Raw genomic sequence first — 26326 nt, 5'->3', positions numbered from 1 at the left:
CGTCGAGGGATCTACACGAGCAGGGCGTTGGAAGGCAGGGCCAGAGTAGGCGGTTCTGGAGCATGTAGGGGCGCCTGTTCCCGGGGCTGGGCTTCACCTTCGGACGGGGTCAGCGACACGCCAAGACGGTCACACCATTCCTGGTGAACGTCGAGAAAGGTCTCCAAGCATTGGCGAAATTCGAGGTGGTCCATGGCTGCCGGAGTCAGGTGCCGAAACAGCAGTAATTCCCCAGTGGTGGAATCCAAACCGAAGTAGGCGTCCTCGGTGGAGATCCCGAGCGTTTGCGCCTGTAGCATCTGGTGAAGCAGGAGTTCCGAGCCCTGCTCCGGAAGCGGGGGAAGCGGTGCGATGAGGTGAATCCGGGAGTCGTTCTGCCCGGGAACGATATAGACTTCGGTTCGGTCGCCGAACGTCAAGGTACAAGATCCGTCTTCTCCCAATCCCGCGTAGGGAACACCCGCGTCGTTTGCCAATTGCCGCAACAAGGCATCCAATGCCATAACCCAACCTCCTTCTCCGTGAATCCGAGCGGGCGGCGCCATGAATCCTGGCCATGAAAATCGATCGATGGTGCATCTGCGATCTGGCACTTTCGGTGCGTTCGCAGAATTATTCATAAAAATTCAACGGCGTGGCGGTCCGTTGATCGATTGCCCGCTTGGGTGGAATGAGGTTAACTTGATGCAAGAATGTGAAGGAAATGTGGAGAGCAATGGGTAATTAGGTGAATATGGAAAAATCAAGAAGGTGATTTCAGTGTGAAAATTCGGTCAAAGGTCAAGGCCGGGAAAACGAACGCTTCCGCCACATCCACAAATCCCGAGCGGCCACGCTTCCCATCGCCAGGAACGCCGCGAAGATCAAGAGCCGCGTCCAGGGTGAGGGCCGGTAGCGAAGCACCACCTCCGATTGGCCCGGCTCGAGCTGAACGGCGACCAGCGACGGCGAGACCTGGAGCACGGAAACGGCCTGGCCGTTGACCTCCGCCTGCCAGCCGGGGTGATGGGAAAAGGATCCCACCAAATAGCCGGGGCCTTCGGTGCGCACGCGCAATTTGTATCCGAAGACATCGCCTTCGAGGCGCTGGGGGCCGAGGATTCGCGGCGGCTTCCACGGTGGTTCCTCGTCCGCCGGATCGGGCGTGGGGAACGAATCGGCCGGGCCGAAGCCGAGGTAATGTCCCGTCTCCGGCAGATCGCTTTCGAGCCAGGCGGTGATCCGGTCGCGGTGATCGGTGGGAAGTCCCGGGAGCACCTCCTTGACCTGACCGAACCGGAACAGTCGGGCGTCGGTATCTTCGTACAGGCGGAAGTGGGTGCTGCCGTTCAATTGGCGAAGGCCGGCGATGGGCCGGTCCGGATCGGTGACCAGATAGCGAATGGCGAAGATGCGTCGGTGGCCGGCGTCGGCCGGGTCGATGGCGTACAGGAAGTCGGCGTTCAGCGACATCGAGTGCCACAGGAAGCCGATGTGGTCCAGGTGGTCGGCCAAGGGAAGGTGATACAGTTGCACGCCCAAGGCGGGGCCGCTCTCCGTCGGCGGTACCCAAACGCGGCCCTGGCGGTGTCGTGCCAGCTCCGAAACCGGCTGCCACTCGGCTTGCATGGATCGCCATCGACTGGCGATTCGATGTTCCAGGTCCGCCGAGAACCGCCAATGGTGGCGGGTGTTGATCCAGATCGCCGGTAACAACAACAGGATCAGGATCAGTGACAAAGACGGTACCCGCTTCGGAAGGTACTTGCCCAACAGCTCGGCCAGACAGGCTACGCCCGCCCCCGCAATGATCAAATGGCACCACTGGGCGGCCATGCCGAAGCGCTCGAAGGAGAGCTTTTCGGCGAAGGGCAGGAGATGGGGGAGTGGGTTCAGGCTCCCCCGGCCCACGAACGCGAGGGCCCAGAACAGGGCCAGCCACGGCCATGGCTGCTTGCGGCCGGCGCCGCGCATCACGACCACCCAACCCAGCAACCACATCACCGTCAAGCTGGGGAGGGGAGAGGCGGCATCGAACCAGTCGCTGCGCAGCAGATCCAGCAAGACCCGCGGACCCTGCGAGTTCCAATAGTGATCCGGTTCCCGGATGGTTTTGTTGATCCAGGCGCCTTCGGTCACGAAGGGATAGAGGAAAAAAGCACAGCAACCCATGACTGCGCCGCCCAACATGGCCAAACGAGCGAGCGGTGCCGACCACTTTCGCGGGGATCGCGCGACCCCCCACAGGGCCCAGATCACCGTCGACAGCGAAGCCACATAGCCGATTTGGACATGGGCGAACCACACGCCGGCGAGCGACAGTGTGGCGGGAAACCAACCCCTTCCGCTGGCGAGGAACCGCGCCGACAGGCCCAAGGCGGGCGCCAGCAGCACAAGCGCAAGGAGGTTGGGAATCAGGCCGTGACCCGCCCAGAGATAGCTTTCCGGTGCGATGCCGAAACGGAATCCGGCGTGCAGCCAAGGGATCATGGCGGCGGTGGCCAGCGCGATGGACACCGGTAATCGCGTCCATCGAAGTCCCACGTAGGTGGTCAGGGGCAAGGCGATCCAGAGCAGGTAGGCAAACCAGCGGAACAAGCCCGGAACGATCTCGCGCTGGCCGGCCAGCAAGTGAATCGCCGTCAACAGCAGGTGCGATCCCGAAGCGTAGGTGCGTGTGAACGGGTGGCCCAACCCGACTGTGGGGTCCCAATGGTCGAGCAGTTGCATGCCGCGGTACCAGGCATCCATCATTGACTGAACCTGGTGACCGTGCAGCAGCACGTCGTTGAGGTAGGGGGCGTCGCGCCAGGTTTCCGGCACCGAGATCAGCGCGTTCAGCGCGAAGAAGAACCCCAACTGAAGCAAGGTTCCCCGGGTAGCCGTGCCGTTCGGTTTCCACGGGCACGGCAGACGGCTCGTCGCGGCCGCGATTCTGTTTCCCAAATCCATGGCTAGAATGGACCTGACCCCAAATTCAATGTCTCGATCAACGGTAAGGGCAACTTACCATAGCTGGCTCGCCTACCGGCACCTTTCTTGGGATTTGGGGAACCGACGGAGGAAAACCCACCGTCAACCCGTCGGCTGAGGTGCCCGTCCACCCAAGCCGGTTTGGAGTGGCCTAATTCCAAAAGATTCGTCGTGCTGGGCCGGTATGGCAGGGCCGGCAAGGCCCCCACACCCACATCGCATCAACGATCTTGCATGACGACGATTTCGGCATGCGGCGACTGCTTGGCTGAATCGCTTCGATATGTCGGCCGGGCCGGCCAACCTACTGCGACGACGCCTCTCTCGCCAATGCGGGAACTCCCGAACGCATCGCTTCGATTCGGGAGCAAAAGGAAAAGGCCCGGCTTGGGCCGGGCCTTTTCTCGGGTATTCCTGGTTTGTTCCCGATGGCGATTCATCCGCCTTGGCTTCGGGATGTGGAATCAGGCTTGGCGTTGGCGCCGCATGTACAGCAGGCCACCGCTCATCAACATCATGGTGAATGCGATGAGGCCCCATTCCCCTAAGGTGGGTACCGAGAAGTTGGCGGAAGCCACGCCGTCTGCAACGTCGCCGCCGGCGGCAACCGCGATGATCTGAGAATCGTTGGGGATGCCGTTGATGGTGTAGGAACCGTCCAAAACGACACCGGAAGCGATCAGTTCCACTGCGCCGGTATTGGCGTTGCGTGCGTAGATGTCGATGGCATCGCACTCGCCGGTGATGGTCGCGCTGTTACCGGAAACGACCACCGAGTCGATGGTGCAGGGGTCCAGAATGCCGAAGGCGAGTTCATCGTAAAAGACGCTGTCGCCGTCGTTCCAGTTATCGGAAATCAGGACGACCTGTTCCATCGTGGTTCCACCCAACAGGGTCGTGGCCTGGTAGATCAGGTTGGAGTCGAGGTAGTAATCGAGCGTTTCCGCGACGGGATCCAAGACGATTTCCAAGAAATGCCATTGGTTCTCCGTCCAGTTGGTGCCGGTTTCGACGAAAGAGCCGCCATCCAAGACCCGGACGGGACCGTTGAAGCGAAAATTGACGCGCGCGGTCAAGAACCCTTGGGTCGGTGATTGCGGGGCCACATCGTAGTCACCGCCGCCGCCGGGCGTGATTTTAACCCAAACCTGACATCTTTGAACCGCGGTGGCATCGGAAGGTGCGATCTGCGGAGAGAAGCCGCCGAGCAGCGTGCCGGTGGTGTTGGCGTCGTCCTTGTCGATATTCATGCTTTGGGTGCCCTGATGAGCGTCGGCGGCACTGATGGTCGGTTGCGTGGTGGAGGCGGTGAAAATGGTCCAGTTGGTCGCGGTCTGCGTACCCAGGAACCCGGTGGCGAAACCTTCGGAAGATTCGAAGCTCGTTTCGTAACTGTCGGTTCCCCCACGTTGGAAAACGGGAGCGGTGAGGGCATTGGTCGCAGTGCTCGGTTCTGGTTTTTGCGCGATCAGTGGGACGGTGAAAGCTAAAAATAAAAGAAGACGAAATTTCATCAAGGCACTCCTGAGTGGTTGGGGTGGCACAGTTGGCCACAAAGTATTTCGATTTAATTCCGCGCCATATTAGCTGAATTCCTCACTGTTTTTCAACAAGGATTTCCTGGACGCCTGTCGAAATATCGTTAAATGGGCCTTTGAGGTGGTGATTTTCGGTGATTTTGACAGATAACTGGAAATACCGGAGTATTTATGTCGCGAGATTCGTCCTTTCGGGCGAACGCGGCTTCCAACCTCTTAAATGACGGTCTCGCCGGTCTCGGCTCATCGCGGACCGCGATCACCGATACCGCCACCCACCGCTTCTCCCGTGCCCAACTTCGGGTGTGGCTCGCGCAGGAAACCTCGCCGGGTGATACCGATGCTCGCATTCCTCTGCTGGCCTAAGGTTCGCGGAACCAGGTCGCGGCGTGTCGAGCCGCGACCATCGAAAGCGATTGCCGCACGAAGGGATGCGCATTAAACTGGAACTCGGTGTTTCTTCGGCTCGATTCCTTTTCGAAATTTCCCCACATTGCGTGTTTCCTGGCGCTCCAGCGCATTTTTGCCGTTCGAGCCGGCCGCGACCTCCCGTTTCCCTCATGTGTGTTCCCATTTCCCAATCCGTACCTTGGACCCTCCCCATGATGCCCCGCCACCACGCCGCCTTTCGTGCGCTCGATCGAAGGTCGAGGTTCGCCGAAATCGCCGGGAGATGCGCCTGATGCATACTTCCCGGAAATTTATCCTCCTGGCCTGCTTGTACTTCAGTCAGGGCATGCCCTATGGCTTTTTCTCCCAGGCGTTGCCGGCGATTCTGCGCGAACGCGACATGAGCCTGACCCATATCGGTTTGACCTATTTGCTGTTGCTGCCCTGGGCGCTCAAGTTCCTTTGGGCGCCATTGGTGGACGAGCTCGGGATTCCCGGGTTCGGACACCGCAAGACCTGGCTCGTCGCCGCCCAGGTGTTGACGGTGACCGTCTTGCTCTACCTCGGACTGTATGCGGGATTGGACGACGGCGGCGGCACGAGCCTGCTGTTCTGGGGGTTCTTTCTCGCCAACCTGTTGGCCGCCACCCAGGACATCGCCACCGACGGCATGGCCGTCAACCTGCTTTCGCCCGAGGAACGCGGCATCGGCAACGGGATTCAGGTGGCCGGTTATCGTTTGGGGATGATCGTGGGCGGCGGCGTCCTATTGAGCTTTTTCGGGTCGTTGGGTTGGCGCGGTATCTTTCTGTTCATGGCGGGACTGTTGGTATTGAGTACCCTGCCGGCCCTTTCCTGGCGCGAGCCAGGGGCGGCGTCCGGCAGAACCCGCGAGGGTTATTGGGAGATCTTCAGCCATGTCTGGCGCAAACCCGGGTTCCCGGTTTGGCTGGGATTGATCGCCTTCTACAAATTCGGCGAGGCCATGGCGACGGGCATGTTGACGCCGTTTCTCAGCGACTTGGGGATGAACATGGTCGACATCGCCGAAGTCACGGGGAAATGGGGCTTCGTCGGCGGCCTGCTGGGCTCCCTGCTGGGCGGTTTCCTGGTGACGCTCATGGGGCGCTACATCGCCTTGTTGGTCCTGGGCCTGCTTCAGACGATCTCGGTGGGCGGCTACGTGGCCCTGGCCGATGGGTGGTTGTCGCTCGATCTGTTGAACTGGGTCGTTTGCTGGGAGCATTTCGCCGCCGGGATGGCGACCGCGGCCCTGTTCACGGTGATGATGGATGTGTGCGACGGCACCACCGCTTCGAGCGACTACACCCTGCAGGCCAGCGCCGTGGTCATCGCGACCGGCATCGCCAAAACCCTGAGCGGATTGGTGGCCGATTACCATGGCTACGGCTTCACCTTTCAGACGTCCATGGTGTTGACGTTGTTGGGGGTCGTGGCCTTTGCGATCCTGGCTCGACGATGGGTTCGGGCCGGCGGGCGCATCGCGTTGATCGGACCCGCCGTCAGCCATTGAAGCGCCGGGGCGCGATCAGGCGAGTTCGCCTTTGTCGCGCGCTTCTTTGAGCCAGCGATAGTAGGTCGCGCGACTGATGCCGAGATAGCGTGCGGCCTGGCTGTGGTTGCCGCCGCAAATCTTGACGGCTTCCTTCAACGAGGTGGCCTTGTCCGTGGTGACCTTTTTCTGCGGTGTGGGTGTCCAGGTGTTCTGCAGTTCCGGCGGCAGGTCGGCGATCGAGATCCACGTCTCGTGACAGCGAATGAAGGCGAATTCCACGGCGTTGCGCAACTCGCGGACGTTTCCCGGCCAGGGGTAGCTCATCAGTTGAGCGAGGGTGTCGTCGCCTGCGCCCTTCACCCGCTTGCGGTCGTTGCCCATCTCCTGGAGGAAGTGATTGACCAGCAGGGGAATGTCCTCGCGTCGCTCTCGGAGGGGCGGCAGGTGGACGCGGCCGACGCGGATGCGGTACATGAGGTCTTCGCGGAACTGGCCCTCGTTGACGAGGTGGGTCAGCTCGTGATGGGTGGCGGCGACGACGCGCACGTCGACTTTGCGCTGGTGGGCCTCGCCGATGCGGGTGATGGTTCGCGATTCCAGGACCCGCAGGAAGCTGGTTTGGAGGTTGAGCGGGAGATCGCCGATCTCGTCGAGGAACAGGGTGCCGCCGTCGGCGGCCTCGAACACGCCTTGCTGGTCGGAGATGGCCCCGGTGAAGGCGCCCTTGCGGTGGCCGAACAGTTGGCTGGCGATCAGGGACTCCGACAGGCCGCCGCAATTGACCGTGATGAAGGGGCCCGAGCGGCGATCGCCCTCACCGTGAATCGCGCGCGCCACCAATTCCTTGCCGGTGCCGGTCTCGCCGTTGATCAACACGGTGGCGTCGACCCGGGCCAGGTCTTGGATCAGTTGATAGACCGCGCGCATGGGTTTGCTCTTGCCGATGAAATCGTGGAAGCGGGACTGCTGGGTCAACTGCCGTCGCAAGGCTTGCAGTTTGGTTTCCGCCTCGTGCTTGCGGGCCAGGTTTTCCGCCTGGGTGGCGGCGATCGTCAGGCGGATTTGAAAGAGTTCCAGGTCGAAGGGTTTGCTGATGAAGTCGTCCGCCCCCGCTGCCAGCACCTGTTTCAGGTGGCTGATTTGGCGATTGGCGGTGATGACGATGATGAAGGTGGTATCGCTCTCCGGAAGGTTGCGGATCTGGCGGCAGAGATCGAGCCCGGTCTGACCGGGCAGATTCCAATCGGTGACGACGAGCGGAAAGGGAGTGCGGCGGAAGATATCCCAGGCCTTGGCGCCATCGCCACAGGCGGTGACCTGGTAATCGTCTTCCTGGAGCAACGCCACCAGCAAATCGCGCAACATGTGATCGTCTTCGACCAGCAGCAGTCGCATGAATCCTCGTCCGAAATCGACCCGAGCCGCGGCTCTTGGGCGTTTCCGCAAAAAGAATGAAGCCAGAGGGAAGAGTACGCCCCATGGTACCACCAAACCACGATCGGGTCATAGGACCGGGCCGCATTCCATCGAATCGCTCCGATTGCCGCCGCTCGCGCGGCTGTGGTAGGCTTTTCTCCCTCACCCCAGCTCCGGGTCCTTTCGTTTGGGAGGCGCATCATGTTCGACATCATCGCATTCGATGCCGACGATACACTTTGGCACAACGAAACGCTGTTTACCATGACACAAGGGCGTTTCGCCGAGCTGCTGGAGCCCTACCACGACAAGGAATGGACCCTCGAGAAACTCCACGAGACGGAGATGCGCAACCTGCGGCTCTTCGGCTACGGCATCAAGGGGTTCGCGCTCTCGATGATCGAAACCGCCGTGGAACTGTCGGAGGGCCGGATCACCGGCGCGGAAATCCAGGTGTTGCTGGATCAGGCCAAGTCGATGCTGAAAGCGCCCGTCGAGCCCTTGCGCTACGTGCGCGAAACGCTGGAGCGGCTGCATCGCGACTTCGAGCTGATGGTGATCACCAAGGGCGATCTGTTCGACCAGGAAAGCAAACTGGCGCGCTCCCACCTCGGCGACTTCTTCAGTCGCGTGGAAATCGTCAGCGACAAATCGGTGGAAACCTACATGGACCTGATGGAGCGCCACGACATTCGGCCCGAGCGATTCCTGATGGTCGGCAACTCGCTGAAATCGGACATCCTGCCGGTTGTGGACATCGGCGGTCACGCGGTCTACGTGCCCTACGAAACCACCTGGGCCCACGAATTGGTCGACGATACCTCGGCCTACGCGGGCCGGTTCGCGGAGTTGGAACACATCGGTCGCCTCCCCGATTGGATCGCCGACCGCATTGCCGGGATCAGTCCCGTGTGACGCCTGCCCATCGGTCAACAGCCATATTGATACGAACTCGTTTGGAGTACCCGAGTGCCGAGAGAGTCGTGGTGCCCGGTAGTTAAGCAGGGGTGGTAAGCCCACTGGCTGAACTTTTCGAAGTGATCCATGCTCAGGGTTCCCGCATGCTTTGAAGGTCGGAACGGCTGTAGGTTGGCCCGCCGGGCCGACACTTCGAAGTGGCCTAGGCATCGCAAGACCGAGCGGGAGAAGAGCGAAGCGGATGCGTCGGGAATCCAGACCTCTCGATGATCGATTTCGATCCATGTCAGGTCGCTTCGATTGGTCGAGCACGGCCGGTAAGGCAGGGCCGGTAAGGCAGGGCCGGTAAGGCACGGCCAGTATGGCAGGGTCGGTAAGGCACGGCCGGCAAGGCAGGGCCGGTAAGGCAGGCTGATTGCGCGGCCCGACTCGACCTACAGGCCAGGCTATCCCGCTCTGGCCTGAGCCGCGACTTTCAGTAAACCACCCCGTCTTGGCTCATCCTCGGCTAAAAAAACCTGCCCACGAATCACACCGATTGACACGAATGTAAAAACCACCCTCGAATTCCGCATACCGGGTTTTTTGAATGAGCGGCGGTACCGCGGGAGCAGTTCCGCGGAAATGCGTTGATTCGTGTCAATTCGTGTGATCTGTGGACAAAATTGTCTTCTTTCAAGAAACCCATCAAGCGTTTCCTCCTCGTTTAGGGAGATTTAGTCTCCTCAGGCACTCCATGGTGAACATCCGAAGTCACCGCTGATCGTGATGAAAAACCACTATTATGCAGACGTCGCGCGAGTGCGCGCCCAGCTCGATCTCCTCGGGCGTCGCGACGTTCCCGTTCCGGGATGGGCGCGGGCTGGGGCAGGGGAGATCCAGCCTATTCCACGGAAGCCGGCACGGTGCCCATCGCCAGAAACAACCCGAGGAAACCCCAGGCCTGGGGATCCTTCGCCAGCTCGCAGATCTCCAGATACTCGCGGTGGGCCAGGTCGCGCTGGTCGGGTGCCGTCATCTTCCATTTGGGGGAAATGGCGAGGTCCAGGAAGACCTCCATGCCGAGCTGCGCCGAGGTGATCGACGCCGGTTTCAAGCCCCGGACGACTTCCGCATCGATCGCCGCGACGTGCGCCACATCGCCTTCGGATTCGGGGAGCACTACTGCTTGGGAGCACCTCTGGCGCGCCTGGAGGCGAAAATCACCTTTTCCAAGGCGCTCCAGCGGTTTTCCGATCTATCGTTGACGTCCGAGCCGGCGGTCTGGCGGCCGGACATCGCCAATCGCGGGCCGTGTTCCCTGCCGATGACCTTCGAAGTGGGTTGAGCGGCGCTCAGGCGCGGGTGCCGATGGTGATGTCGAAGCGACAGGCCTGGTCGGCCTCGTGCCCGAGGTCGGCCAATTCGGTCATCGTCGCCGGTGCCACCAGCGGTACGATCAATCGCTCGCGGCCGTGCTCGGGAATCATCTGGAAAATGCCGTCCTGTCGACGGATATCGCCGTGGGGTTCGAAGTAGAGTTCGGTGCTGAGCGTCCGGAAATCGGGGTGTTTCACCTTGTAGTGAATGTGCGGCGCACGCGTGCTGCGACCCACCTGGTAGGCCGCGGGCAACAGGGTTTTGAAGCGGTATTGACCCGCGTCGTCGGTGATCGCGTGGGCGAAATAGCGGAACGCGGGATCGAGCCGTTCCGGCTTGTCGCCGCCGGTGTGGTAGCGGCCGCGATCGTCGGCCTGCCAGATCTCGACCCGCGCCCCTTTCACTGGCCGGCAATCGGCGTCCAGCACGCGACCGACGATGAGGAGCGGTTGGCCGGTCGCCCGTCCTGATCGACCCGGTGTGCGCGTCAGGTCGAGGGCGGGCGGGATCTCGGTATCGGGATAGAAGGGCCCGTCGCCGTTGCCGACGGTGGTGGCACAGGGCCGGCCCGCGATCGCCGTGTTCGCGGCGAGGGTGGCCAACGAGGCGGCGGTGGCTTTCAGCCAGGCGCGCCGATGGATGGCGTTGCCGCCATCGGATGCCTGGGCATCCTCGGTCTTGCGATGAATTGTCATGGGGTAGCCTCCAAACCAGGTATACGGGGGAAGGCCCCCACGAGTCTCAGGGGTGGGCCAACAAGGTGATTTTCAAGGGAATGCGTCGAGATGAGGAAGTGACCGTAACCTGACCGTAACATGGGCCCCCTAAGATAGGTTCCAACACGAGGAGATGGGAAGCGGCTCCAACCCCAAGAAGTCCCGTCCTTACGAACAGCTTTTTCCCCTCCTCGTGATCCGAGATATCTAGTGAACCGCTGCTCCTCGAGTGGTCGGGAAGTTCGGATGATATGGGTCCTCATCCGGGTTTCCCCGTTGTTCGAGGCTCGCCTCACGGTGGCCGGGCGCTTCGCCCTGGTTTCGAGCGATCACCACCTGATCGAGGCCGTTTCGGGCACGTTCCTTCTTTTTCACCTCATTTTCACTTCCACGGGTCCTTTTCATGGCGGTCCTGCCCCAGCGGCGTCGTCATGAGCGTACCCAGCCGTTCAAATGCCTCTTCCCTGATAACCCGGGGGAGAGGCCTTTTTTTTGCCCAAAACGGCGCGGGCCACCGTGATCGAAGCCTCGGGGAGACGGCCCCCCGCAAACCGGCTCCGAAAGCGGCATTGTCAACCGCATTGGGAACGGCGTTCGGCGTATCCAGGACCGTGGTCAACGCGTCTTCGGATTTTTTGTGGGCGCTATTGCCGTAATGCGGCATGATTGTCGCCAAGTTCCTGATACAATGGGAGCTGTTGTGTGAAAATTGCCATCGAAGGTGCCGTTCGGTCGAGACGAAGGCTTGACCCCTTGCCCGGGTTTTGCCTAAATAGACAAAAGAAACAACCAGTTATCAACCTCCGGCACCCCTCGAACCACGACAGTCAACCCATCACTTGCGCTGCACTACGAGGAAATGCCATGCCATTTGCCAAGCTTCCCAAAGTAGAGCTTCACCTGCACCTGGACTGCTCGCTCTCCTACGAAGCGGTTGCCGAGTTGCGTCCGGACATCTCGATCGAGGGTTATCGAGAGGACTTTGTCGCGCCGCCCAAGTGCCGCGACTTGGCCGATTTCCTGACCCGCCCGCCGCGATTCACCGCCCTGATGCAGGACGCCAGGGGCTTGACCGTGGCGACCCATGACCTGTTCCACCAACTGCGCAAGGATCAGGTGATCTATGCCGAAATCCGCTTTGCGCCGCTGTTGCACACGGACGGCGGCATGACGCCCGAAGAGGTGGTGCGCGTGGTCGACCGCGAAACCAGCAGAGCCTCGGCCGAGACGGGGATCGAGGCCCGCCTGATCCTCTGCACCCTGCGCCATTTCGACGAACGACAGGGCTTGGCGACCGCTCGCTTGGCCGATCAGTTCAAGAACTCGATGGTGACCGCCCTGGATTTGGCGGCCGACGAGGCCGGCTTCCCCATCGACGCCCACGTGGCGGCCTTCGACTGGGCCCGCCAACACGGAATCGCCTGTACCGCCCACGCCGGAGAAGCGTTGGGACCCGAGAGCATCTGGGAGACGCTGGAAAAGCTGAAGCCCAAGCGGATCGGCCACGGCGTGCGCTCCATCGAGGATCCGATGCTGGTCAAGCACCTGAAGGAACGCGACATCCACCTGGAGATCTGTCCCTCCTGCAACGTGCAGATCGACGTGTTCGACACCATGGCCGATCACCCCATCAAGCGGCTCTACGACCAGGGCATTTCGGTGGGCATCAACACGGACGGACGCACCATCAGCGATATCGACCTGACCGGCGAGTACGAACGCCTGGCGGAAACCTTCGGCTGGGGCAACAACGAGTTTTTGAGGTGCAACCTCAATGCGTTGCACGCGGCCTTTTTGCCGCAAAACGACAAACAGTGGCTGGAACGCCGCATGCTGGAAGCCTATTGCGAGATCGGTGTGGAGTCCAAGTAGGCCGGCCCGTCCTCCGCGGCTGACAAGGGGCGGTGGTTCATATTAAGATGTTGCTTCGATCTTTTGATCTTTTGAAGCGCGCCGATGGTTCGATCGCTGACCGCGGCGCGCTTGGAAAGTAGGGTTCATGGAAAAGCAGGCCATTCTCTCCGCCATCGTGACTCACTTCGAAAACGAATATCAGGTGTTGGCCAAGGCCGCCATGGCCACGTACGAGGCAGCAACCCACGAGGAGAACCGCGCCGAGAACAAATACGACACGCGCGGTTTGGAAGCCTCCTACCTGGCGGAATCCCAATCGAAGCGCGCCCGCGAACTCCAGCAGACGGCCAACCGCTACCGCGGCATGAAACCCGTTCGCTTCGGCGAAGACGACCCCATCGGCCAAGGCGCCCTGGTCACCTTGAAATCGGAGCAGGGTGAAGCCGCTTATTTCCTGGGTCCCGCCGGCGGTGGTGCCCGCATTCGATTCGGCGACATCGGGTTCGTGATCGTCACCGGCGCCTCCCCGTTGGGCAGCGCCCTGATCGGCAAGGAAGTCGGCGACCTGGTGATCCTCGAGAGCGGCGGCAACGAACGCGAATACGAAATCACCGGTGTGACCTGACGACGACCCGCGCCGGCATTCGATCCGCCGAGTGGCAAAGATCGACCCGAGTCGCTCTCCTGACGCCATGCTCACCCGTTCGACGCATTCAGGCTGCCGTCGACGAATAGAATTCGCGCCAAAATGGGTTTCCTCACATTGGGCCACCCTCGAACCGAATCTTTGGTGATTGTGTGAGAAATGTTCGATCGAGGATTTTTTTGTGAGAATTCGCCGGGGTTGGGTTTACAAGGTTTCTTTTGTTCTCTATGGTATCCAAAGGAAATTACTTCGGACAACCACTGTATGACACGGTATGGTGCACCCGAGAATCCTGGCGCAATGGCGTCATCCATTGAGTTGGGCACGAGCGGTGAGGCCTTCCCATGTGTGGTTGGTACTGGTGATATGCTTCGAGTACGAAGGAAAAATACATTTGGGCTCTCGACGGTTTTTATCTCGCTGGTTGGCGGGACTTCGCTTGCATCGATCCGCAGCGATTCAGAACACATCCTCGAGTGATCGAAGCGCGTGATGCGCGGCAGGAGACATGCTCGACACTGAACCTCATTCGACCTCGTGATCCTCGGCCCTCCGCGTCTGTTCGCGGTTCCCTGTTTCTCGAGCGGGAATCGCCTTTGATATCCGCGAGATGAATCATCTCGCCTCGACCTCTTCCCGACACGCTTCGCTCGAAGGTGCCGGGTCGGGCCTTTTGTGAATCTCGAAACCCCAAATGAGCGCCGCCCGGGACAGGATCCGGCCGGTTCGCTCGCGTTGCGGGGTATCTCAATCCGCAATTCCCATTTCAGGAGGAAGATTCTTTGTGTGGCTTGTGCGGCATCGTCCGCTTCGATTCAACATCGATCGATCGCGCCAGATTGGAAGACATGACCGGTTCCATGGCTTCGCGGGGGCCCGACGCCCGCGGTATGTTCGTGGAGGGTTCCGTCGGTCTGGGTCATCGGCGCCTCAAAATCATCGATTTATCCGATCACTCGGCCCAACCGATGGTCGATCGCACCTTGAACATGGCGATCGTGTTCAACGGCTGTATCTACAATTACCGGGAGCTGCGCGACCGCCTCGCCGCCAAGGGCTACGCGTTCTTTTCGCGGGGCGACACCGAGGTCGTGCTCAAGGCCTTTCATGCCTGGGGTCCCGATTGCGTCGATCATTTGCAAGGCATGTTCGCGTTCGCGGTGGTGGATTTGAACCGATCCAGTCTCTGGCTGGTTCGCGACCGGCTCGGGATCAAGCCGCTCTATTTCAGTCGCGACGATCACGAAATACGATTCGCTTCCAGCCTGCCGGCCCTTTTGGCCGGGGGCGGGGTCGACACGGAAATCGATCCGATCGCCCTTCATCACTACCTGTCGTTCCACGGTGTGGTGCCCGCGCCGCACACCATGTTCCGCGGAATTCGCAAGGTGCCTCCCGCCACCATCGCCCAGATCGACGCCGAGGGCCGTATGCGGCAGTTCCGGTATTGGTCGCCGAGCTACGAACCCACCGACGAAGATCGCCGGCGCGATGTGGCGGAATGGCGGGATTTGGTGTTGTCTTCGCTGAAGACCGCGGTGCGTCGCCGGATGGTCGCCGACGTGCCGGTGGGCGTCCTGCTCTCGGGTGGTGTGGATTCCTCCCTGATCGTGGGATTGCTGGCGGAGCAGGGCCAGCACGATCTCCAAACCTTCTCGATCGGGTTCGAGAACGTCGGCGACGAGGAGGGCAACGAGTTCAGGTACAGCGACCTGATCGCTCGGACCTATGAAACCCAACATCACCGGTTGTTCGTGGACTCCTCCGGCATTCTGGACCACCTGGACGACTGCATCGCCGCCATGTCGGAACCGATGACCAGCCACGACAACATCGGGTTCTACCTCCTCAGTCGCGAAGTGAGCAAACACGTCAAGGTGGTTCAGAGCGGGCAGGGGGCCGACGAGGTGTTCGGTGGCTACCATTGGTATCCGCCGTTGCGGGACAGTGTTGATCCTGTCGGCGATTATGCTCGCGTCTTTTTCGATCGCGACCAGGCGGAAATGGCGGAAGTGCTGCACCCGCGCTTTTTGGCCGATCAACCGAGTCTCGATTTCGTCGAACGGCATTTCGCGATGCCGGATTGCTCCGATCCCGTGGCCAAGGCGCTCCGTTTGGATACCCACATCATGCTGGTCGACGATCCGGTCAAGCGCGTCGACAACATGACGATGGCCTGGGGCCTGGAAGCGCGCGTGCCCTTTCTCGACCACGAATTGGTCGAGCTCGCCGCCCGCGTGCCGTCCGAACACCACGTCTTGGGCTCCGGCAAGCACGTGCTGAAGGAAGCGGCGCGTCGCGTCATCCCCGCCGAGGTGATCGATCGACCCAAGGGGTATTTTCCCGTGCCCGCGCTCAAGTATTTGCGCGGCTCCGTCCTGGAGCGGGTGCGCGACGTCGTCACCTCGGATGCGGCACGCCAGCGCGGCCTGATTCACAGACCCTATCTCGACAAGCTACTCGCCGATCCGGAACACCACATCACGCCCTTGCGTGGCTCCAAACTATGGCAACTGGCACTGCTGGAATATTGGTTCCAAATCCAATTGGGTCAGGGACCCGGCGCCCGCACCTTCGCCTCTCGGTCGGAGGGCGCTCAGCTCGAAGCCCGATCCACCTAGGCACGGGACTTTGAATGTTCGAGAAACAAGGAGAGAACACAGCCATGGTCACCACTCACTTGCCTCCTGAAGATTGGCGCGACAAGCCGAGTCTTGTCAATTGGTTACCCATGACGGACGATCAAGTGCGCAAACTCAAACACGACGCTTTTCTCGATATCGGGTGGGGAAAGCTGATTTTCGGCCACACCTTTTTGGACCTTCAAGGCCTGGCTCGCATGATCGCCGACGAAGACATCGACAAGCGCAATATCGCGGTATATAACCGCGATCCCCACGTCCTCTTGTCCCTGGCGCCGCAGGACCTGTTCCTCGATCCGTCGCACATGTACCGCCTGGACCTGGCCAAACCGGCGCGCCCGGCCAAGCTACCCCAGGGCTTCGAGATTCAGGAAGCCCGCGACATATCCGATTTCCTGGAGATGAATCGCATCTTCAAAACCTTGGCGATGATGCCCTTGGACGTGACCCGGGCGATGGCCAATCACCAGGCCTCCACGGCGCGGTATCTCGTCGCCCGCGACTTGGATACGGGGATGGTGGTCGGCACCGTGACCGGCGTGGACCACTGCGCCGTCTTCGAAGATCCCGAGCAGGGTTGCAGTCTCTGGTGCCTTGCGGTCGATCCCCAATGTGCCCATCCGGGCGTCGGTACGGCGCTGGTCAACGACCTGGCCGTTCGGTTCCGCCACCTGAAACGCCGCTTCATGGATCTTTCCGTCATTCACGACAATCAGGAAGCGATCGCCCTCTACGAACGCCTGGGGTTCGCGCGGGTTCCGGCCTATAGCGTGAAATGCAAGAACGCCTTCAACGAACCGCTCTATGCGGTGCCCCAGCAAGATTCCCCGTTGAATCCCTACGCCCGCATCATCGTGAACGAGGCGCGGGTTCGCGGGATCGCCGTGGACGTGATCGACGCGCAGGACGCCTACTTCTCGTTGAGTTACGGTGGTCGCACCGTTCTGTGTCGCGAATCGCTCACCGAGCTGACCAGCGCCATCGCCATGAGTCGCTGCCAGGACAAGCGAGTGACCCAACGGATGCTGCGCAAGGCCGGTTTCCGCATTCCGGGGCAACGCGAAACGGGGACCTCCGAGGAAAACCTCGCTTTTTTGGAGGAGTACGGCGAGATTGTGGTCAAACCCGCCTTGGGTGAGCAGGGACACGGCGTCTCGGTCGGGATCAAGACCCTCGAAGAGTTGGAGGAGGCGATCGAGGGCGCGGGTCACGGCAGCGGACCTCTGATTCTCGAGGAATGCGTCAAGGGTGAAGATGTGCGCATCATCTGCATCGATTTCAAGTTCGCGGCCGCGGCGGTGCGCCGTCCGCCGCAAATCATCGGCACGGGACACCACAGCGTGCTGGAGTTGATCGAGAAGCAGAGTCGGCGCCGTCAGGCGGCGACCGACGGCGAGAGTTGTATTCCGCTCGATCGAGAGACCCGGCGCTGCGTCGCCGCTGCCGGCTACCATTTCGATGAAATCCTTCCCGAAGGGGCCCATTTGATGGTGCGGCGCACGGCCAACGTCCACACCGGTGGCACCATCCACGACATTACCGAGGAACTCCATCCCGAGGTGGTCCACGCGGCGGAAGAGGCCGCTCGAATTTTGGACATTCCCGTGGTGGGCTTCGATTTCTTCATGCCCGATCTTCAAAAGACCGAGTATTGGATCATAGAGGCCAACGAAAGACCCGGCCTGGCCAACCACGAACCCCAGCCGATGGCTCAGTTGTTCCTGGACTTCCTGTTCCCGAACAGTGCCAAGGATCAGCCGGTCCCACCGGGAGAAGGCTAGGGGGCGCGAGGCTTCGGCTTTACCGGGACCGTTCGGTATCTCGACCCATATTGGCATTCTTTGGGAGGTAGCGTCTCTTGAGTGAACTTCACGTGGACATGGGTTACTGTTCGGATCTCCTCTTTCGATTGCTGAAGATTCCCAGCCCTTCCGGCTACACCGACCAGATCGTTCATTTCATGGGCGATCAACTCAATCAATTGAAGGTCCCCTTCGAATTGACCCGCCGCGGTGCGATCCGGGCCAATTTGAAGGGCGAGCTGGGCAGTCCCGATCGGGCCATCGTGGCCCACCTCGATACGCTGGGCGCGATGGTCAAGGGATTCCTGCCCAACGGACGGATGCGCGTGGTTCCCATCGGCCACTGGTCCAGTCGCTTCGCCGAAGGGGCCCGCGTGACCGTGTTTCGCGAGCGGGGTCCGGCGCGCGGCACCATTCTGCCCCTCAAGGCATCCGGGCATACCTTCAACACCGAGGTCGACGCCATGCCGGTCTCCTGGGATCATTTGGAGCTGCGGGTCGACGAACGCTGTCACACATCCGCCGATTTGGAAGGTTGCGGCTTTCAAATCGGCGATTTCATCGCGGTCGACAGCAATCCCGAAATCGTCAACGGCTTCGTCAACGCCCGTCACCTGGACGACAAGGCCGGGGTGGCGGCCCTGCTGACCGCCGTGAAGGCCGTCCTCGATTCGGGGATCGCCCTGCCGGTGGACTGCCATCCACTGTTCACCATTTTCGAGGAAGTGGGGGCCGGCGCCTCCGCGGTGCTGCACGGCGATGTCAGTGAAATGATCGCCGTCGACAACGCCACCGTGGCGCCCGGGCAAAACTCGTCCGAATACGGGGTGACGATCGCGGTCATGGATTCCACCGGACCCTTCGATTTCCACCTCACCCGCAAGTTGGTCCGGATCTGCGAGGCTGAAGAGATCTCCTTCAAACGCGACGTGTTCAAGTTCTATCGCTGCGACGCCGCTTCGGCGGTGGAAGCGGGCAACGATATCCGCACGGCCCTGGTCGGCTTCGGGGTGGACGCTTCCCACGGGTACGAGCGGGTTCACCTGGACTCGCTGGAAGCGGTGGCCAAACTGCTGGCGAATTACATGATCAGCCCGCGCATCTTCACGCGTGACAAGAAAGAAATGGGCCCGCTCAAGGGGTTCCCGACCCAGCCGACCTGAAAGCTGCGGCGGCCTTTGGTGAAGATGAAGAGAACCTAGAACTCCACCGGTGGTTTGCGCCGTTTTTGCCCTTTGTTGGCCTTGACCTTGGATTGATTCTTTTGATCCCGCAGCGAGCCCTTGCCATCTTTGGATGATTTCTTTTTGGGTTTCGCGGTGGGTTTCTTGTCGTTCTTTTTGCCCTTGTTGGGCTTCTTGCGGATCTCGGGCTTTTTCTTCGCGCTGGCCAACTTGACCTGTTGCTTGGAGCCGCCTCGGTTCTCCTTCTCACCCGAGAACAATTCGAGTTTGAAGGTATGGCTGCCGCGTGCCATGGTCACGGCGCCGTTTTCGATGGCCTGCACTTTGTAACCCACCAGTTCGTCGCCCCGCTCGAGGGTCTTGGTGGCCATCTTTGGACCCGATCTGCGTGCCTTTCGTTTCGGCGGTTTCCTGGTCCGGTCTTTGTTCGCGTTCCGGTTGGTGCGTGTGCGCGCGGTGTTTTTGGCAGCCGATTCCCGCGACGGAGGTGGATCCATTTCCGGAGGTTTGACGTACCGCACGATGGCGAAGCGCTTCTTGCCGAAAATCAAGGTGCCGTCCAACATCATTTTGGGAATGTCTTTCTCTTGGACGACCTCTTCGACTTTCTCTTCGACCGCGGCTTCTTCCTCTTTTTGACCGCGCATGGGATCAAAAGGGTTTCGGGAGACGATGTCTTCGATTTGGCCTTGCGCCAGCGTAGGCAGGCCGGAAATCAGGAACAACAGAAAAAATCCAGAAAGCCGAATCAAATCCAAACTCCTTGAGTGCGGCGGTCGCCAATGGGCGAGATGACGCAATGCCCGAACATGGGGAGGCCAGGACGTTGGGGCATTGCCTCCCATCATAAAAACGAATGCGGTGGTAGTCAAAGCAAAAATCCGGGTTCTCGGCCCTTGGAAATCGCGCTTTCGATGGCATTCGCTCGAAGGAAATCTTTCGAATACCGTGGTTTTTTCCGGGATATTTTCCGCAATCGTCGGCACGCGTCACCAATTGACATATCCGGCTCCGTTCTTCGATTCGGGCTGGCCCTCGGACGTCGCGCTCTTGAAACGAATGGGCGCATTCAATCTGAGTTGGGTCTTGCCATCGTCGAATCTAAATCGGGAACCCCGGAAAAATCGAGACGAGGAAAAGCAAGGACAGGGTGTGCCACCATATGCCCATCCGTTCCAGGCTTCCGGAATTCTTGGTTTCCTGCTTCATTTTTCAGGAGAATGACCCATGGCCCTTCCCCAGAAACCGGGTATGGTGCTTCTTTCCCGAAGTCGCCTCGAGTTTGCTCGCCGGCTCGGGGCTCTCCAGAAACGGGAACGATGCACCCAGGTGCTTCGAAGTTGGCACATCCCGTCAATGGTGCCCATGTTCGGAGGCTTCGGTGGGCCCGATGTCGCTACGTGGGGTTTTCGCTTCTTCGGGGCGAGGCTTTCGACTCCCAAATGGCGTTCAGCGGCATAAAAAACTCCACCAAATCGGAGCCTTTGGTTTAGGATGGTGGCGATTCCCTCCCGACCCGAGTCGTGTGCTTCGCCTGGATGAGAACCAGGAGCGGCACACATCCGATCGCCAAACCCATGACCGTTTTGCAGGTCGGGCTCGCCGGGTCTCTCCACGGTCTCCCGGTTTCGCCGGGACCGCTACGCGCTCGCATTTTGATCGAGTCATTCTTCCCCACGAGGAACCGCCAGCATGAGTGACCCCGCCACTTCTCTCTATGCCGATTACCGCGCAAAACGCTATTTCGGGTCTTTGGACGGCTTTCGCGCCTTGAGCATCATCGCCGTGATTTGGCACCACACGGGTGGCGACATCGTCGGCAACGGGATTCCCATGCTGAAACTGGGCTTCCTGGGTGTCGACATGTTTTTCGTAATCAGCGGTTTCCTGATCGTGACCCTGCTGCTTCGCGAACGGGATCGCACGGGCGGTATTTCCCTCAAGGGTTTCTACTTGCGGCGGACCCTGCGCATCTTCCCGATCTACTACGGGATCATGGCCGCGCTGGCCGCGCTGTTCCTGTTCGTGCGCTCCGGTTCGCCGATGGCCCAGGCCTTCTGGCAGGAGTTGCCCTACTACCTGACCTATACCTCCAACTGGACCCACACCGCGGTCTTCGCGGTGGCCTGGTCCCTGGCATGCGAAGAACAGTTCTACCTGATCTATCCACCCATCGAGAAGTTCCTGCGCAAGTGGGTGCTACCCGCGATCGTCGCCTTCATCTTCGTCAACCAACTCGCCAATTTCGGCATCTTGGATCCCTTTTTCGAATCCCTGTTGGGTACCGCCGAATTGGAAGTGCTTCAGGCCACCTTCACGCCCATCTGCCTGGGTGTCGTGGTGGCCCACGTGCTCCATCACAAATCCGGATTCGACGCGCTCGCGCGCATCTTCGGGCACCCGTTCATGCCCTTGGTCTGTGGTGGCGTTCTGCTCGTTTCGCTCAACCTGCCCTTCGACGACATCTCCGGGTTGCCAAGGCTTTTGACCCAGTTGATCATGACCGGCCTGCTGTTGAGCTGCGTGATGCGCGAGGACCACGTGATCGACCGGCCGATGCGGTCCTTTTTCTTCAAAAGGATCGGGCTCGTCAGCTACGGCATGTACCTCTACCACATGTTCGTGCGCGAGGCGATGAGTCGCGGTCTACCGCAGAACCTGTTCGATCAACCGCTGCTGCGTTTCGGGTTGTGTTTGGTGGTGACCTGGGTGATCGCCGAGGTCAGTTTCAAACTGGTCGAATCGCCGATTCTCGCCTACAAGGATCGACTCAAGCATCGCGCGGAAGCCAAACTCGCTGCCGAGCGCAATTGATCAACGCTGGAACCGCTGCGTGAAGGCGTCGCGATAACGTCGACTCAGGCGCACCTGGGCGCCGGATTTGAGGTGCAGCAGCATGTCGCCCTTGAACAGGGGTTCCAGGGTGACCACCGCGGTCACGTTGACCACCGCTTGGCGGTGGACGCGGCAAAACCGCTTGGGACACAACTTCTCTTCCAGCGCGGTCAGCGAGGTGCGCAACACGTGACGCTGTTCTCCGCAATGGAGCACCACGTAATTGGCCGCGGCCTCGATCCAATCGATGTGGTCCCGATGAACCACCTGGATGCGATCCTCGCCCGGAACCAGGAACTGCTCGGCGTAGGTCGATTCGGGTTGCAGCCGCTGCAGGGTGGCCTCGATGCGCTGGTGCCAAACCACCGGCCGTTCGTTGGCCAGACGTGTGCGCAGGCGGTTCAGGGATGCCAGAAAGCGGGCGCGATCGAAGGGCTTCAGGAGGTAGTCCACCGCGTTGGCCTCGAAGGCCTCGACGGCGTAGGTGTCGAATGCGGTGGCGAACACCACCAGGGGTCGCGTCTCGTAGGGCAACTGGCGCAGCAACCCGAAACCGTCGAGGCCGGGCATGTGAATGTCCAGGTAGACCGCGTCCACCCTGTGCGAGAGCACCATGTCCAGGGCCTGCTCGCCGTTTTCGGCTTCGCCGACCACCTCGACGTCCTCCTGGCCCTCGAGAAACCGCAACACCTTGCGGCGCGCGCTGGATTCATCGTCGGTAATCAGTAAGCGCATGGGCATGCTCCTCGTCTGTCGCCACACGGTAGGGGAAACCCAACCGTACGCAAAGTCCGCCCAGATCGCCTGGCAGCAATTGTAGGCGGCCCCGTTCGCCGTAGAGCTGGTTCAGGGTCTTCACGGTATTGCTCAAACCGATGCCGCGAGTCAAGGCAGCCGCTTGCTCGACTTGAAGGCCGCACCCGTCGTCCTCGATTTCGAGGATCAGGTCCTCGCCTTCGCAGTGGGCGCGAAAGACGATGGTACCCCGACCGTTGCGGAGTCGAAAGCCGTGATTGACGGCGTTTTCGGCCAGCGGCTGCAACAGGAAGCGCGGGATCAGGGCGCTATCGAGCTCCGGTGCGACCTCGAAATCGAAGGTCGTGCGGCCGTCGAAACGCTCGCCGATGAGCGTGAGGTAGATCTTCAGGTAGTGCAGCTCTTCGGCGAGCGGAATGCAGACCCGATCGGGGGCCTGTAGGCTGTGGCGCAGCAACGCACTGATGTTCACCAGCAGGCGATCGGCCTTTTCGACGTCCTCGAACATCGTCGCCGAAACGAGGTTCAGGGCGTTGAAAAGGAAATGGGGCCGCAACTGTTCGCGCAAGCGCTGGGCCTGCAACTGAACCAGCTCCCGTTCCAAATTCAGGTTTTCCACCACCTTCTCGCGAAAGGATTGGTGGGTGTGCAGCATGGTGGCGACGACGACCATGGACGCGTAGGTGGGCAGGTCTTTGCTGAACTCGTAACCGAGGACGACGGCCGGTGGTTCGGCCCAGGTGTAGGTATGGCCCACCATGCGGTAGACCACCACGCGGATGAGGTTCATGCCGGCGATGTGGAGAAGGGAAAAAGCGATGGCCGCCAAGGCATGCTGTCCCAGCCGGAGCAGTAGCTTCCTCCTGACGAAGGGAAATCGGAAGGTGAACCACCAGACCGCGAAGAACAACAGTCCCGTGACGGCGATGCTGCTGGATTCCCACAACACCGGCTTCCAGAGCTCGTGTCCGCCGGTTCGCTGGTAGTCCAGGATCCCGTGAACCGAGTGCAGGACCGTGTAAACCGCCCAGAGCAGGCACCACAGACCGATCATCAGCCGAACTTGAGAGGCATCGAGGCGATTCATGAGCGAATCATATCATCCAGTGGTGCCGTTTCGGGTTTCGGCGTGGGTTCGGGTCGCGGGGATGCGGGCAGTGGTTTCATGCCGAAAAGCAGGCGCAGCAGCGAGAAGCGGCGAATCAGGCTCTCGTAGAGTAACCCGCACAGGGCGAACGTGCCGACGGCCACCACGAAGAACTTGGGCCAGGGGTGCCAATCGAGGGGGATCACCCAGTAGGCCAGTATCAGGGTCACGGTTTGGTGAAGGATGTAGAAGGGATAGACCGCCTCGTTGGCATAGCGCAGCCAGGCGTTGCTGAAATCGAGCAGGCGCAGGGCGAGGCCGGTGACGCCGAGAATCACGATCCAGGTGAAATTGTCCCTGGCCGCGTAGGCGAAGACCTGCGACCAGGGCTGATTCTCCACGAAGGGCCAGAGGCTGGAGCCCAGCACGTAGATCGCGAGGGCGGCGCCGGTCGCCTTGAAGCAGGTGTCCTTCAGCCTGGCCGCCAATTTGGGATCCCCCAGCACAAGGTAGCCGGCAAAGAACAGAAAGCCGTAGCGGGCGAAGGTCGCCCAGTCGTCGATCAGGGCGTGGGTGGTCTCCGGCCAGAAGGGGCGAAGGGCGAGGTTGAGCGCCATGTTGACGAATCCCAAGCTGAACAGCAGCCAGGAGTGGCGCCCGAGCAGGGTTCTCACACGGATCAGCGTTTCGGCACCGCGCGGGCCGCGGAACCAAACCATCAGCGGCAACAGGAGCAGGGTGTAGCACAGCAGATAGGCGACGAACCAGAGGTGGTGCCAGGAGAAACTGCCTTCGGGGTAGGGGACCATGTCGAAGACCGTTCGTTGGAAGGCCCAGTAGGATGTGTAGGTGTGGCCCTGGGCGAGACGCTCCACGTAGATTTGTGGCGGAACGATCCAGAACATCGTGAACACGAGCGGGAGGAGCAGTCTTTTCAGGCGATCGCGACAGAAGACGCCGGTGGTGCGACCCCGCAGGGCGAACCAGGTTCCCGCGCCGGAAATCACGAACAACAGCGCCAGGCGCCAGTGATGAAAGAAAGTCATCGGGATTTTCAGCGAATCCAGGGTTTCGGGGTTCATCAAATGGAATTGCCATCCCACGAAGACCATGCCCGTGTGGTAGAGAATCAGGATCCCGAACGCGAAGACGCGAAGCCAGTCCAGGCCGTACAGTCGTTTTTGGTGCATGGGGCTACCTCTCGGAGACCAGGATTGAGGACCTCTTCGAGGTTAGGGGACCGCCGCGTCGTTGACGCGCCATTCGGGACCAGTGGGGCTGCATCGCGGACCAGCGGAGCACCGGGTGGGTCGATGGGGAACCGACCCTTTCTTCACGAAGGGACTGTTTGGGGAGTTCCGCTTATCGGCTCTCCGAACGGAACTTACTTCCTCAAAGACTTTAAACCTTATCTTCGAATTTTACAGAGTTTGTTACATGAGAGCCGCGAACCAGCGGGTATACCCACCTCGATTTCGAGAAAGAAACAGACCACCTGGTTTCTGGCGAAGGGCCGTGGGTCGTTCATCCGATAAATTTAGCGGGAACCCAGGAACATCGGAAACCAGGAAAGGATCCGCATTTGGTGACCCATCATGGTCCTGCTTTTCCTGGTTTCCATCATTCCTGCCTTCCTGATCAAGATGTGACGACGGCAAGACCCAGCTAAGGTTGAATCCACCCTTTTGTTTCAAGAGGGTTCCCGCATGCTATGAGGATTGCCATTGCAGTGGGTTGGGCAGGGGCGATAAGGCCGCTGGCCCGACACTGCGAAGCAGCCCAGGCTTCGCAAGATCGAGTGGTATAAGAGCGAAGCAGATAAGTCGGGCCTCCAGATCTCTCGATGACCGATTTCTATCCAGGCTAGGTCGCTTCGATTGGTCGAGAAAGCCGAGGCTGTGTGAAAATGCGCTTCGTGTTAATAGTTTTTTGGTTGAATGATTTGGTTTTAAACGGTTTATGCAATGAAGCCAAGCCGGATTGTGATCATTTACGACGTTTTCACACAGCCTCAAGCTGCTTCCTGGTGTTACGTCGGGTACGCGCATGCGGGCTCCCCGGGCTGGTTCTTCCGCGGCGTTTCCTTCACGAAATCGAGCAGGGTGTCCGCCCCGCTTGTGCGGGGCTCTCATATATCCTCGATCGAATTCCCGAGTTAGGCGCGTAGCCCGAAAGGGGGCGGATCCGAGCGCTCGGGCGTCTCGCCTTGCGGATCATCCTGGGGTCCGTCGCCTTCCAATTCGGCCTGCCAGGTTTCGGCGGTGTCGAGAAACGTCTCCAGCCAGTCACCGAACCTGGTGCCGTCGAGCGAGACGATGGGAGCCCCGGCGGATAGCACCGCGCCCGTCCCATCCTGATCGAAATTCAGGGACATGCCATGAGCCTCGCGGTCGGGATCGCGTTGCCACTTGGCGGTGAAGTGGGCCAGACGGTTTTCGTCGGGGGTATGGCCGAGCGGCGAAAAGAGCCAGACTTCGTCGCGTGCTTCGGCTTGGCCGATGTTGACGATCAGTTTCTCGTCGAAGACGAGAGAGCAGATGCCTCGCTCGTCCAAGGGACAGGTCTCCATGCCGGCGGTCTGGGCGAAGTCGTCCAACAGTTCCAGGAATGCCTTGCTCGGTGCCATGACGTCCTCCTTGTTCTGCTCGAAATTCATGAAAAATTAGATTGTACGGATATTGTCTAATTTTCTTGGCTTTGCTCCTGATCTTAGGT

The 26326-nt window shown here is 60.4% G+C and carries 21 protein-coding genes; 10 read left to right on the top strand and 11 right to left on the bottom strand.

Annotation, left to right across the window (positions count from 1 at the left end; all coding sequences use genetic code 11):
- Window positions 1-11: 11 nt before the first annotated feature.
- The 3 genes from J3U87_RS29305 to J3U87_RS29295 form a co-directional block, all read right to left on the bottom strand.
- The gene (locus J3U87_RS29305) at window positions 12-503 is read right to left on the bottom strand and encodes a type III secretion system chaperone (RefSeq protein ID WP_237379343.1); all 492 of its coding nucleotides are present in this window, start codon (window positions 501-503) and stop codon (window positions 12-14) included.
- A gap of 277 nt (window positions 504-780) precedes the next feature.
- Window positions 781-2931: a hypothetical protein gene (locus J3U87_RS29300; RefSeq protein ID WP_237379342.1), complete on the bottom strand. Its 2151-nt coding sequence runs from the start codon at window positions 2929-2931 to the stop codon at window positions 781-783.
- Window positions 2932-3416: 485 nt separating this feature from the next.
- Window positions 3417-4466 (bottom strand): hypothetical protein, encoded by a 1050-nt coding sequence (locus tag J3U87_RS29295; RefSeq protein WP_237379341.1) that lies wholly within the window; start codon window positions 4464-4466, stop codon window positions 3417-3419.
- Between the two features lie 706 nt (window positions 4467-5172).
- Here J3U87_RS29295 and J3U87_RS29290 point away from each other — a divergent pair.
- Window positions 5173-6414 carry an MFS transporter gene (locus tag J3U87_RS29290; protein ID WP_237379340.1) on the top strand — a complete coding sequence of 414 codons (1242 nt, stop codon included), beginning with the start codon at window positions 5173-5175 and terminating at the stop codon, window positions 6412-6414.
- 15 nt (window positions 6415-6429) lie between these two features.
- Here J3U87_RS29290 and J3U87_RS29285 read toward each other — a convergent pair whose 3' ends face one another.
- Complete coding sequence (locus tag J3U87_RS29285; protein ID WP_237379339.1) at window positions 6430-7791, bottom strand: sigma-54-dependent transcriptional regulator; 1362 nt, start codon at window positions 7789-7791, stop codon at window positions 6430-6432.
- Window positions 7792-8013: 222 nt separating this feature from the next.
- Here J3U87_RS29285 and J3U87_RS29280 point away from each other — a divergent pair, with 222 nt between their 5' ends.
- Window positions 8014-8727, top strand: a complete 714-nt coding sequence (locus tag J3U87_RS29280; RefSeq protein WP_237379338.1) for an HAD family hydrolase — start codon at window positions 8014-8016, stop codon at window positions 8725-8727.
- An 886-nt stretch (window positions 8728-9613) separates the two neighbouring features.
- On the opposite strand, the gene J3U87_RS35075 is transcribed toward J3U87_RS29280, so the two are convergent.
- Window positions 9614-9892 (bottom strand): hypothetical protein, encoded by a 279-nt coding sequence (locus J3U87_RS35075; protein ID WP_272932529.1) that lies wholly within the window; start codon window positions 9890-9892, stop codon window positions 9614-9616.
- Between J3U87_RS35075 and J3U87_RS35070 the strand changes: the two genes are divergently transcribed.
- Window positions 9860-10057, top strand: coding sequence for a cytochrome P450 (locus J3U87_RS35070; protein ID WP_272932432.1), 198 nt, complete (start codon window positions 9860-9862; stop codon window positions 10055-10057). The genes J3U87_RS35075 and J3U87_RS35070 overlap by 33 nt on opposite strands.
- 7 nt (window positions 10058-10064) lie before the next feature.
- Here the strand turns inward: J3U87_RS35070 and J3U87_RS29270 are convergent, their stop codons facing one another.
- Window positions 10065-10784 carry a dioxygenase family protein gene (locus tag J3U87_RS29270; protein WP_237379337.1) on the bottom strand — a complete coding sequence of 240 codons (720 nt, stop codon included), beginning with the start codon at window positions 10782-10784 and terminating at the stop codon, window positions 10065-10067.
- 885 nt (window positions 10785-11669) lie between these two features.
- Between J3U87_RS29270 and add the strand changes: the two genes are divergently transcribed.
- From add to J3U87_RS29245, 5 genes are all read left to right on the top strand, one after another.
- Window positions 11670-12677, top strand: coding sequence for an adenosine deaminase (gene add / locus J3U87_RS29265; RefSeq protein ID WP_237379336.1), 1008 nt, complete (start codon window positions 11670-11672; stop codon window positions 12675-12677).
- A 127-nt stretch (window positions 12678-12804) separates the two neighbouring features.
- Window positions 12805-13284, top strand: a complete 480-nt coding sequence (locus tag J3U87_RS29260) for a GreA/GreB family elongation factor (RefSeq protein ID WP_237379335.1) — start codon at window positions 12805-12807, stop codon at window positions 13282-13284.
- A gap of 803 nt (window positions 13285-14087) precedes the next feature.
- A complete protein-coding gene (locus J3U87_RS29255) occupies window positions 14088-15926 on the top strand; it encodes an N-acetylglutaminylglutamine amidotransferase (RefSeq protein WP_237379334.1) in 1839 nt (612 codons plus the stop codon).
- Window positions 15927-15970: 44 nt separating this feature from the next.
- A complete protein-coding gene (gene ngg / locus J3U87_RS29250; protein WP_237379333.1) occupies window positions 15971-17728 on the top strand; it encodes an N-acetylglutaminylglutamine synthetase in 1758 nt (585 codons plus the stop codon).
- Window positions 17729-17826: 98 nt separating this feature from the next.
- A complete protein-coding gene (locus J3U87_RS29245) occupies window positions 17827-18912 on the top strand; it encodes an osmoprotectant NAGGN system M42 family peptidase (protein WP_420038331.1) in 1086 nt (361 codons plus the stop codon).
- 35 nt (window positions 18913-18947) lie between these two features.
- Here J3U87_RS29245 and J3U87_RS29240 read toward each other — a convergent pair whose 3' ends face one another.
- On the bottom strand, window positions 18948-19685 hold the full coding sequence (locus tag J3U87_RS29240) for a hypothetical protein (RefSeq protein WP_237379331.1): 738 nt from the start codon (window positions 19683-19685) through the stop codon (window positions 18948-18950).
- A gap of 82 nt (window positions 19686-19767) precedes the next feature.
- Here J3U87_RS29240 and J3U87_RS29235 point away from each other — a divergent pair, with 82 nt between their 5' ends.
- Window positions 19768-20157 carry a hypothetical protein gene (locus J3U87_RS29235; RefSeq protein WP_237379330.1) on the top strand — a complete coding sequence of 130 codons (390 nt, stop codon included), beginning with the start codon at window positions 19768-19770 and terminating at the stop codon, window positions 20155-20157.
- A gap of 468 nt (window positions 20158-20625) precedes the next feature.
- A complete protein-coding gene (locus tag J3U87_RS29230) occupies window positions 20626-21747 on the top strand; it encodes an acyltransferase family protein (protein ID WP_237379329.1) in 1122 nt (373 codons plus the stop codon).
- Here J3U87_RS29230 and J3U87_RS29225 read toward each other — a convergent pair whose 3' ends face one another.
- The 4 genes from J3U87_RS29225 to J3U87_RS29210 all read right to left on the bottom strand — a co-directional run bounded on the left by J3U87_RS29225 (window position 21748) and on the right by J3U87_RS29210 (window position 26237).
- A complete protein-coding gene (locus J3U87_RS29225) occupies window positions 21748-22503 on the bottom strand; it encodes a LytR/AlgR family response regulator transcription factor (RefSeq protein ID WP_237379328.1) in 756 nt (251 codons plus the stop codon).
- A complete protein-coding gene (locus tag J3U87_RS29220) occupies window positions 22478-23611 on the bottom strand; it encodes a sensor histidine kinase (protein WP_237379327.1) in 1134 nt (377 codons plus the stop codon). The genes J3U87_RS29225 and J3U87_RS29220 overlap by 26 nt, the downstream gene beginning before the upstream one ends.
- Window positions 23608-24801 carry an acyltransferase family protein gene (locus tag J3U87_RS29215; protein ID WP_237379326.1) on the bottom strand — a complete coding sequence of 398 codons (1194 nt, stop codon included), beginning with the start codon at window positions 24799-24801 and terminating at the stop codon, window positions 23608-23610. Before J3U87_RS29215 ends, J3U87_RS29220 begins: the two co-directional genes overlap by 4 nt.
- A gap of 965 nt (window positions 24802-25766) precedes the next feature.
- Complete coding sequence (locus J3U87_RS29210; protein ID WP_237379325.1) at window positions 25767-26237, bottom strand: type III secretion system chaperone; 471 nt, start codon at window positions 26235-26237, stop codon at window positions 25767-25769.
- Window positions 26238-26326: the final 89 nt, after the last annotated feature.

It is taken from the genome of Sulfidibacter corallicola (assembly GCF_017498545.1).
Taxonomy (GTDB): domain Bacteria; phylum Acidobacteriota; class Holophagae; order Acanthopleuribacterales; family Acanthopleuribacteraceae; genus Sulfidibacter; species Sulfidibacter corallicola.
The sequence above is the reverse complement of the archived record's forward strand: the minus strand, read 5'-3'. Positions and strand labels throughout refer to the sequence as shown.

Bases quoted from the DNA above. Each gene is read 5' to 3' on its own strand.
- J3U87_RS29305 (WP_237379343.1), bottom strand. From the start codon at position 503: ATGGCATTGGATGCCTTGTTGCGGCAATTGGCAAACGACGCGGGTGTT.
- J3U87_RS29300 (WP_237379342.1), bottom strand. From the start codon at position 2,931: ATGGATTTGGGAAACAGAATCGCGGCCGCGACGAGCCGTCTGCCGTGC.
- J3U87_RS29295 (WP_237379341.1), bottom strand. From the start codon at position 4,466: ATGAAATTTCGTCTTCTTTTATTTTTAGCTTTCACCGTCCCACTGATC.
- J3U87_RS29290 (WP_237379340.1), top strand. From the start codon at position 5,173: ATGCATACTTCCCGGAAATTTATCCTCCTGGCCTGCTTGTACTTCAGT.
- J3U87_RS29285 (WP_237379339.1), bottom strand. From the start codon at position 7,791: ATGCGACTGCTGCTGGTCGAAGACGATCACATGTTGCGCGATTTGCTG.
- J3U87_RS29280 (WP_237379338.1), top strand. From the start codon at position 8,014: ATGTTCGACATCATCGCATTCGATGCCGACGATACACTTTGGCACAAC.
- J3U87_RS29270 (WP_237379337.1), bottom strand. From the start codon at position 10,784: ATGACAATTCATCGCAAGACCGAGGATGCCCAGGCATCCGATGGCGGC.
- add (WP_237379336.1), top strand. From the start codon at position 11,670: ATGCCATTTGCCAAGCTTCCCAAAGTAGAGCTTCACCTGCACCTGGAC.
- J3U87_RS29260 (WP_237379335.1), top strand. From the start codon at position 12,805: ATGGAAAAGCAGGCCATTCTCTCCGCCATCGTGACTCACTTCGAAAAC.
- ngg (WP_237379333.1), top strand. From the start codon at position 15,971: ATGGTCACCACTCACTTGCCTCCTGAAGATTGGCGCGACAAGCCGAGT.
- J3U87_RS29245 (WP_420038331.1), top strand. From the start codon at position 17,827: ATGGGTTACTGTTCGGATCTCCTCTTTCGATTGCTGAAGATTCCCAGC.
- J3U87_RS29230 (WP_237379329.1), top strand. From the start codon at position 20,626: ATGAGTGACCCCGCCACTTCTCTCTATGCCGATTACCGCGCAAAACGC.
- J3U87_RS29225 (WP_237379328.1), bottom strand. From the start codon at position 22,503: ATGCGCTTACTGATTACCGACGATGAATCCAGCGCGCGCCGCAAGGTG.
- J3U87_RS29220 (WP_237379327.1), bottom strand. From the start codon at position 23,611: ATGAATCGCCTCGATGCCTCTCAAGTTCGGCTGATGATCGGTCTGTGG.
- J3U87_RS29215 (WP_237379326.1), bottom strand. From the start codon at position 24,801: ATGCACCAAAAACGACTGTACGGCCTGGACTGGCTTCGCGTCTTCGCG.
- J3U87_RS29210 (WP_237379325.1), bottom strand. From the start codon at position 26,237: ATGGCACCGAGCAAGGCATTCCTGGAACTGTTGGACGACTTCGCCCAG.